This is a genomic window from Phormidium pseudopriestleyi FRX01 (assembly GCF_017313335.1).
Taxonomy (GTDB): domain Bacteria; phylum Cyanobacteriota; class Cyanobacteriia; order Cyanobacteriales; family Laspinemataceae; genus Laspinema; species Laspinema pseudopriestleyi.
Genome location: NZ_JAFLQW010000357.1, coordinates 1 through 7,795 on the forward strand (window position 1 = coordinate 1; position 7,795 = coordinate 7,795).

At 47.3% G+C, this 7,795-nt stretch carries 8 protein-coding genes and 1 tRNA gene; 5 read left to right on the forward strand and 4 right to left on the reverse strand.

The features are described from left to right. From J0895_RS13415 to J0895_RS13430, 4 genes are all read left to right on the forward strand, one after another. Nucleotides 1–1,035: PAS domain-containing sensor histidine kinase (locus tag J0895_RS13415; RefSeq protein WP_242541278.1), on the forward strand; the 1,035-nt coding region annotated here is incomplete at its 5' end. Between the two features lie 236 nt (nucleotides 1,036–1,271). Then, complete coding sequence (locus tag J0895_RS13420; protein ID WP_207088589.1) at nucleotides 1,272–2,336, forward strand: adenylate/guanylate cyclase domain-containing protein; 1,065 nt, start codon at nucleotides 1,272–1,274, stop codon at nucleotides 2,334–2,336. Nucleotides 2,337–2,859: 523 nt separating this feature from the next. Next, nucleotides 2,860–3,153 (forward strand): ATP-dependent Clp protease adapter ClpS, encoded by a 294-nt coding sequence (gene clpS, locus J0895_RS13425; protein ID WP_156824050.1) that lies wholly within the window; start codon nucleotides 2,860–2,862, stop codon nucleotides 3,151–3,153. A 208-nt stretch (nucleotides 3,154–3,361) separates the two neighbouring features. Further along, on the forward strand, nucleotides 3,362–3,658 hold the full coding sequence (locus J0895_RS13430) for a DUF2103 domain-containing protein (protein ID WP_207088590.1): 297 nt from the start codon (nucleotides 3,362–3,364) through the stop codon (nucleotides 3,656–3,658). 85 nt (nucleotides 3,659–3,743) lie between these two features. Here J0895_RS13430 and J0895_RS13435 read toward each other — a convergent pair whose 3' ends face one another. After that, nucleotides 3,744–4,292, reverse strand: a complete 549-nt coding sequence (locus J0895_RS13435; RefSeq protein ID WP_207088591.1) for a helix-turn-helix domain-containing protein — start codon at nucleotides 4,290–4,292, stop codon at nucleotides 3,744–3,746. A gap of 331 nt (nucleotides 4,293–4,623) precedes the next feature. Between J0895_RS13435 and xseB the strand changes: the two genes are divergently transcribed. Then, nucleotides 4,624–4,884, forward strand: a complete 261-nt coding sequence (gene xseB, locus J0895_RS13440; RefSeq protein WP_207088592.1) for an exodeoxyribonuclease VII small subunit — start codon at nucleotides 4,624–4,626, stop codon at nucleotides 4,882–4,884. A gap of 155 nt (nucleotides 4,885–5,039) precedes the next feature. Here xseB and J0895_RS13445 read toward each other — a convergent pair whose 3' ends face one another. The 3 genes from J0895_RS13445 to J0895_RS13455 form a co-directional block, all read right to left on the reverse strand. Continuing rightward, entirely contained in the window at nucleotides 5,040–6,269 is a 1,230-nt protein-coding gene (locus J0895_RS13445; RefSeq protein ID WP_207088593.1) for a DNA double-strand break repair nuclease NurA, read from the reverse strand. Between the two features lie 93 nt (nucleotides 6,270–6,362). Then, nucleotides 6,363–7,142 (reverse strand): HAD family hydrolase, encoded by a 780-nt coding sequence (locus J0895_RS13450; protein ID WP_422894333.1) that lies wholly within the window; start codon nucleotides 7,140–7,142, stop codon nucleotides 6,363–6,365. A 196-nt stretch (nucleotides 7,143–7,338) separates the two neighbouring features. Next, nucleotides 7,339–7,410 (reverse strand) — tRNA-Gln (locus tag J0895_RS13455). Between the last annotated feature and the right edge of the window lie 385 nt (nucleotides 7,411–7,795).

The window sequence follows — 7,795 nt, forward strand, 5'->3', positions numbered from 1 at the left end:
AAATTGGTCCAGCGGCAGAGTGACTATTGCCGCCATGAGGTTTGTTATCTGACCAAGATGGGCGATCGCCGCTGGATGGACGTTTATGCGAGGCTGAGACTCTCTCCCGATGGGACAATTATCGGCCTAGCCGGGACCCTGAACGATATCAGCGATCGCAAGAAAGTCTCCCAGCAATTGCAAGAAGCCAAAGCCGCCGCCGAAGCTGCAAACCGTGCCAAAAGTGGCTTTCTTGCCAACATGAGTCACGAACTGCGCACCCCACTCAATGCCATTATCGGCTACAGCGAAATTCTCCTCGAAGAATCCGAAGATTTAGGGTCTGAAGAATTTATCCCAGATTTGCAAAAAATCCAAATTGCCGGGAGACACTTACTCTCCCTGATTAACGATATTTTGGACATTTCCAAAATCGAAGCGGGTAAAATGGAACTCTATTTAGAAACCTTCGAGATCCAGACTCTCCTTGAGAATGTCATCGCTACCGCCAAACCCTTGATTCAAAAAAATAACAATACATTAGAATCAATCTGTCCACCTGATATCGGAACCTTATATGCAGACTTGACAAAAATCCGCCAAGTGTTATTAAACCTATTGAGTAATGCCGCTAAATTCACCACCCAGGGAACCATTACCTTTGAGGTCTCTCGGGACCTCTGCTGGATTCCTCAGCCCCCTTTGAATTCATCTCTAGGGGAGTCTGGGGACCTGATGGGGACGGATTCTACCCTGGAAACTCCGGCTTCCCCTGTCAACGGTGACCCTCTGGGGCCTCCGTCTCCCTGTATTATCTTTCGAGTGACGGATACGGGGATTGGCATGAGTCCCGAACAAATGAATCAAATTTTTAACGCCTTTACCCAAGCGGACCCTTCTACGACGCGCAAGTATGGCGGTACAGGTTTAGGATTAGCCATTTCTCAGCGATTCTGCGAGATGATGGGAGGTGAAATCTCTGTTAGCAGTCAAGTGGGAGTGGGATCCACTTTTACGGTCCGTCTCCGGACTGTCTCAGTTCAGCCTGACCCCTAATGCTCAATCGAGGCATTTTCCCTCGTTCATTCTCTTATGCGGATACTCATGTCGTAATGCGATCGCCTAAAACTCCTCTCAATCCGTTCTACTTTCTACCGGATCTCCAGGATCCCACGGCTAAGAGTACCTCCAATCGTCTCTTAAAGGCGATGAGGGGTTCCTAAAGGGTTGACCCGATTAACCCCGTCTGCGATTCCTATTTCGAGCCTGCTAGATTTTAAAGAGTCGATGCCATGAACCTTGACCAAGCCTCGGTGCTGGTAGTTGATGATGTTGAAGCCAACCGCGACCTCCTCTGCCGCCGCTTGAAGCGGCAAGGCTACCTCGTCAAAATTGCAGAAGATGGACTGAAGGCACTCGAATTAATCCGAGCGGAGCCATTCGACCTCGTGCTGCTCGATATTATGATGCCCCATCTTAATGGCTATCAAGTCCTAGAGGAAATTAAGGCCGATCCGAGTCTGCGCCATATCCCGGTGATTATGATTTCCGCTGTGGATGATATTGATAGTGTGGTCAAATGCATTGAATTGGGCGCAGAAGACTATCTCTTTAAACCGTTTAATCCGGTCCTGTTAAAAGCTCGGATTAGTGCCTCTTTGGATAAAAAACGCCTGCGCGACCAAGAACAAGCTGTTTTACAAAAATTACAAGATGAACAGGCTAAATCTGAACTGCTTTTGCTGAATATTTTACCCAAACCGATTGCGGAACGGCTGAAGGCCGGGGAACGGACGATCGCCGATAATTTTTCGGATGTGACGGTTCTCTTTGCTGATATTGTCGGCTTTTCCCAGCTTTCTTCTCATTTGTCTCCCCCGGAATTGGTGGAGTTTCTCAACCATATTTTCTCGTTGTTTGATGAGTTGGCGGATAAATATGGGTTGGAAAAAATTAAAACTATTGGCGATGCCTATATGGTGGTCGGGGGATTACCGATGCCTAGGCCAGACCATGCTCAGGCGATCGCGCAAATGGCTCTCGATATGCTCGCTGCCACCACCCAATTAAGAACGAATCATGGCGAAACCATCGCCATGCGGATCGGGATCAGTACCGGCTCGGTGGAAGCGGGAGTGATTGGAACTAAAAAGTTTAGTTATGACTTATGGGGGGATACGGTCAATACGGCTTCTCGAATGGAATCTCATGGCATTCCTGGACGAATTCAAGTGACAACTTCGACTTATGAATGTCTGGTTGATGATTTTTTATTTGAAAATCGGGGCATGATTCCCGTCAAAGGCAAAGGAGAAATGTTGACTTATTTACTAATGGGTAAAAAATCTATTGTTTAGTTTAATTTAAGCTGATACTTCTTTAAAAACCCTCGGGTTTTTCTATGTTTTAAAGCCATGAATCAAAGCCTGGAATCCGTCGGATTCCTCTCAAGGATGACTGCGCGATCCAGGATGAGATGCTCGGGCTCTTGACCTCAATCGGTTGCAGGGGCGATTGACTAATCTCCCCTGGCTTGAGGGTTGCTCAAGGGGCGATCGCCTCCCCAACCCAAACCTCTGTAGCCGGAGATCGCCCTAATTGTTGCTATTCTAGTACCTCGGGGACCATCCCCGGGTTCCCTAAAATTGGCGCAATGATTCCGGGGGGTTGAGGGGCGATCGGTCCTTAACCGGATTTATCCCCCACTACCAAAAATTAACCCACCCCTAGACAATTTATGGCCCCTTCCGAGTCAATCGATTGATGATTGGACAGTTCCTTGTTAAACTAACTGAGAATCACTGCCCACAACTATTATTGTTAACTTAATTCGGTAAGGCTAAGGCTATGACTAGGGGACTTTCAGTAAAGATTCGATCAATGGCGACAGCGCCGACTATTGCGCCGGACCAAGTTGGTCAAGTTACCCGACAACCGTATCCGAATTATAAGGTAATCGTGCTTAACGATGATTTTAATACGTTTCAGCACGTTTCCTCCTGCTTAATGAAGTACATTCCCAACATGACGAGCGATCTGGCTTGGGAACTCACCAATCAAGTTCACTTTGAAGGACAAGCTACAGTCTGGGTGGGTCCACTAGAGCAAGCTGAATTGTACCATCAACAACTCAGCCGCGCTGGATTGACAATGGCTCCTTTAGAAAAAGCCTAATCCGGGTAAAAGAATCAGGCGTCCAAGTTTAGGGTTCAAGATTAGGGGTTAACCGTTTACCCTTAAGATGAACCAGTAGGTTACATACTTAAGGAAAAACGCGAAATTTCTCCTCTAGGGTATCCAAGCTGATTTCCCGGCTGTACCAGCCTCGGATTGGTTCTCCAATATCAAGAAAACACTATTCTATCTATTTGGTAAAAATTTCATGAGAAAACATTCTGGCGCTCGATTGGTTCTGAATCACTCCACCCATATTCCGGGTTTAATCGCCATCCTGGAAAAGTTAACGGGTTGCATCGGCATTCAAACCATTACTCCTGGGGTGATTGGTCGAGCCAAAGGGCACTGTCCCCAGATGAAGTTAAAGATATCGGTTCCTATTTTGGGCGGATATAAGGTGATTGCCCGACAGGGAAAAACGGTGCAAGAAGTGTTTATCATCACGGAATTAAGTCAGCCGGACCTAGAAGGGGCGATCGCTTCATGCTTGTCCAAAAAATAGCCCCGGGGTCTGACTCTGCAAAACCCTATTCCCTGATGATTAGGTTTAAGGTCGGGTTCTTCCGCAAAATTCATTAAATTAAGACTCAAAGGCTGGAAAGCCGTGATTTTTCCTCAGATCCCCACTCCACTTCTGTTGACTTCTCCGTGAACTGGCTTGGTTCTACCTTCCCACTCTTTTTTTTAACTCTTTTTTTGGGTTTAGACCCTTTTATTTTGGTATTCAGTTTCAGATACACGGCTCTATAAACCACATGATAACTCACGTCAACCCCACATTCTTCTTTTAACCACGTTTGAATCTCTCCATAACTGGTAAATCCCTCATACTCCTCCAAATATTGCTTTAATTTTCCCATCGCTGCTGAGGGAATAGTTGTGGTTTTACCCGGGCTTTTGTAGGGTTTGAGTAATCCCTCTAATCCCGCTTGTTTGTACTTCTGAAACCATCGATAAATTGTTGAGGGATCTCTGACTAGCACGGAGGATAACTCTTGCAAAGTAGAGAGGGTTCCCGTTTTCAGTAAGTACAAAGCTTGCAGTCTTTCTTTCATTTGTACACTGGTCTGTTTATCCAGCAGATGTTTCAGTTCTTCTGAAGATTCCTGAATTTCTAGGTTGAGAGTTCGTGCCATTTGTATAAGTTTCTCGCTTCAGCCCAATTCCGTTGATTTCATGGGTTAATTCCATGCAGAGATAGCATAAAATTTTTTAATTCTAGCCTAGCCTACCCAAATCGGATCGTCAAGAGGTCCCGAGAATCAACAGGCGTTATCAAATCTCAATTCAGCAGGAGAAATGGACGGTCCAACCTAGAAAATTGAGTATATATCACTAAACAATTGACCATTTTTGTGATAAAATTCACCCACAACGGGTACAAAATTCGCCCGTTGCTCGCACTTGACCCAGGGATCTATTAAAATTAAGCAGATTTTATTAACAGTCCCTTCAGACGAACAGAAAATGAGCAATTCAGGGCGGGTTCCGATTTCTAAAAATAAGGGTTTTACCCCCGAACCAGACTGGAACTATGAGGTAACGGTGGCTCAAATTGAGGCGATCGTTGAACGAGTCGAATCGGGGGAACTGGAATTAGCTGAGGTTTTCGACCAATTCACAACCGCTGTTGAGTATTTGCGACAGTGCGAATCGTTCCTCTCTCAACGACAGCAACAGGTGAATATATTACTGGAAACTCTGGATGAGGGGAGTTTTAATTTTTGAAGGATGAGGGGGAACCATCTTGATGCAACCCCTAAAGGGGTGACTACAAACGTTCGTAGTGACTCCTTTAGGAGTAGTCCTGTCAAGTGTATTTGTAGGGGCGCAATGCGATCGCCATCAAGAGGGTTTGGAGACCAAACCCCTACATCCTTCTTCTAAGCAATACTGCCGCGTTTGCGGGTTTCTTTGTAGGAGGTGCCGACGTTTTGCAATCCGGCTTTAATCATTTGTTGTTCGAGAAGGGCAAAGAAACGAGCCCGATCGCCTCCCCGAACCACCGCTTGATTGTGGGCCTCAGCTAACACCACCGGATAGCCATACCCTTTTTGCACTTGGGACAGAACCATACTTAAAGCCATGTTTAACAGAGACGGATCTTTAGCAACCCAGGCAGGCATATCAATTCGGGCAATTTCTGGACCGACATGAAGGTAACAGAAATAAACTTGATGTTCTGGGGGATATAAATCCAAAATCCGGGAACAACTGCGCCACAGGGGACTCCGTTGTCCGGGTTCGAGTACAGAGGCCCATAATGTGGTATCCCGCAAGGGATCAAAGACTTGGCAGGGAGCCTTTTGGTCGTAGGGACGCAGTACGGAATCGGCCTCGATGGGACAATGACTAAAACAGTCGGGGTGAGGATGGGGACAGGCAGCTAATCTTAAGAAGCTGAGGGATTCACTGCTGCGGGAGGCACTGATATACCCCAGAATCGGGACGTTGACTTGCCGCATTTTTTCCCAAGCTTCTAAAATGGCCCCGAGGATGATCTGTCGAGCATCGGTGGGTAAGGGTTCGAGAAACCAGTAAATCAAGCCGCCATCGACCATCCCTAAAATAGGCGCTTCCGGGTGAGCAATTTGACCGCTGCCTGGGGTTCGCAAGGCAATGGCTAAATCGGCGAGGGCGATCGCCTCGGAAACCCCCCGTCGATAACCCATCCATTCTTCGGTTTTAATCCCCCATTGCCGAGAAATATACAGGTCCTCGGGTTTATAAAACACCTCCGGCAGACTATCTAACAGCGGGAGACGACTTTGGCCGTAATGGAGAATCACTCGACCGACATTAATTAAGTAACAGTAGGCAATTTCGTGATGGGACGGTGCAATCTGGGACCCATCAGTAGCGAGGACGGTTTGGACGTTGGGGGGAGTGGGGATGTAGGGGGTAAAGTCTAGGGGTTCTGCCGGGATAGCAACGGGAAATCCCATGCGATCGCGCCAGGTGTCTCTTTCCTGGATCAAATGCTCTTGCTCTCCTTGAGCTTTTTTCCGCAATTTTTGGGCGACTTCCAACCGTTGACGGGATTGTTCCGCTTCTCTGGAAAGATGTTCGCTGATTCCCTGCATTTGCCTGGCGATTTTGGTCAGATCTAGCATCCGTTCCCCCTGGGTATAAAATAGCCCGTTGTTGGTTTTGCTGTATTTATTTTATAGCCCAGGGTCGGACCCTTCAAGGATGGGGTCTGAGATTTAAGGCCAAACGGAACAGTCTTCACAGAAGCTGGACAAGGACAAGAGTTCTATGCCGGAATTGTAATTTGCTGAGGCCCGATCGCTAGGAGTATTATATCCCCAGTCTGCTAGATATAATTTGACCCCAGTCAGGTCGAGTTGTTTTTGGACCGATTCTAAGCTTTTTAAGCGGTCCTCTACAAACCAAATGGTTGGAGTTGGGGTAATTTTTCCCAGGAGTTCTCGCAGAATTTGGTGTTTGGGACGCTTGACATTTTTACCAAAAATGCAGTCTTCTGGGAGTTGGATGCCTTGTTGTTGCAGCAGCGATCGCACGAAGCGTTCTTCTTTGGTGGTGATGATCACCAGTTGCTGATGGTTCGCGAGATAGACATGGAGGCGATCGACTACTCCTGGATAAAACCGATGCAAACTCAACCAGTCGGTGAGGTCTTCTGCAATCCATTCATCCCGGATGCGATCGACGATCGCCGCTAAATCTGTCGGGTTTAGTGCTTCAGCGGTGACAATTTGCGAACAAATGGCGGGCCAGTCTTCTAAGATTTGGTCAGGGTTGGTTCCCAACAGGAGCGATCGCACTAGGACCGGCATCTCCCATCCCGTTTCGATCGCTGGTCTGAGTTGATAAAACAACGGCGCTATTTCTTCTGGGGGAAGGCGATCGCTATTCGGCCAGATTTGGCAATACGATCGCCAAGTGGTTTGGAAATATTCGATTAATCCGTCACAAATGACGCCATCAAAATCGAGGGCTAGAATTGTCGGAGGGTTAGACACAATCAGATTTGAGGGTAGAGAATCTCCTTGCCGATTTTCCCACAAATGGCGATCGGCTGTCCCAATTCATTCCAAAACAAAAGACCTACTTTTGCATAAAAAATAGGTCTTTTGTTTAGATGCTTGAACACTGATAGCAGACGCCTTAATTCAGTGATTTTCTAAACCAAACTCTGATTTATAGAATTGTAGTCAACTGGGGCGGAAGGATTCGAACCTCCGGATGCCTGGACCAAAACCAGGTGCCTTACCGCTTGGCGACGCCCCATTTCTCTGACCTTAAACATAGTAACAGATACCTGCCTGGTTTTGTCAACTGTTTTTAGAAACTTTTTTTTCAGGGGTCTTGGAGGAGATGGGGAAGCAGAGCCATGACACGGGCATTTTGCGGCTTAAGCGCCTAATCTGGGACTGGAGGCAGAGCCTCCTTATTTCACGTAGGGGCGCAATGCGCAGGCCCGGTCAAGGGCCTGCGCATTGCGCCCCTACAAATACACCTTGCACCTTGACAGGGCTAGGGTTTAAACCCTAGCCGGTTGTCGTGTAAGCCCCATTTTCCCCATAACCCATCAGGCGCAGCGACTTTTAACGTAGGGTTGTTTAGCGGGAATTTGAATTAAAAACTCAGTACCCTGGCCGGGTTCTGAGTCACA

Excerpts from the sequence above, each read along its gene's own strand:
- J0895_RS13435 (WP_207088591.1), bottom strand. The coding sequence starts at position 4,292 with ATGGCACGAACTCTCAACCTAGAAATTCAGGAATCTTCAGAAGAACTG.
- J0895_RS13420 (WP_207088589.1), top strand. The coding sequence starts at position 1,272 with ATGAACCTTGACCAAGCCTCGGTGCTGGTAGTTGATGATGTTGAAGCC.
- J0895_RS13430 (WP_207088590.1), top strand. The coding sequence starts at position 3,362 with ATGAGAAAACATTCTGGCGCTCGATTGGTTCTGAATCACTCCACCCAT.
- J0895_RS13445 (WP_207088593.1), bottom strand. The coding sequence starts at position 6,269 with ATGCTAGATCTGACCAAAATCGCCAGGCAAATGCAGGGAATCAGCGAA.
- xseB (WP_207088592.1), top strand. The coding sequence starts at position 4,624 with ATGAGCAATTCAGGGCGGGTTCCGATTTCTAAAAATAAGGGTTTTACC.
- clpS (WP_156824050.1), top strand. The coding sequence starts at position 2,860 with ATGGCGACAGCGCCGACTATTGCGCCGGACCAAGTTGGTCAAGTTACC.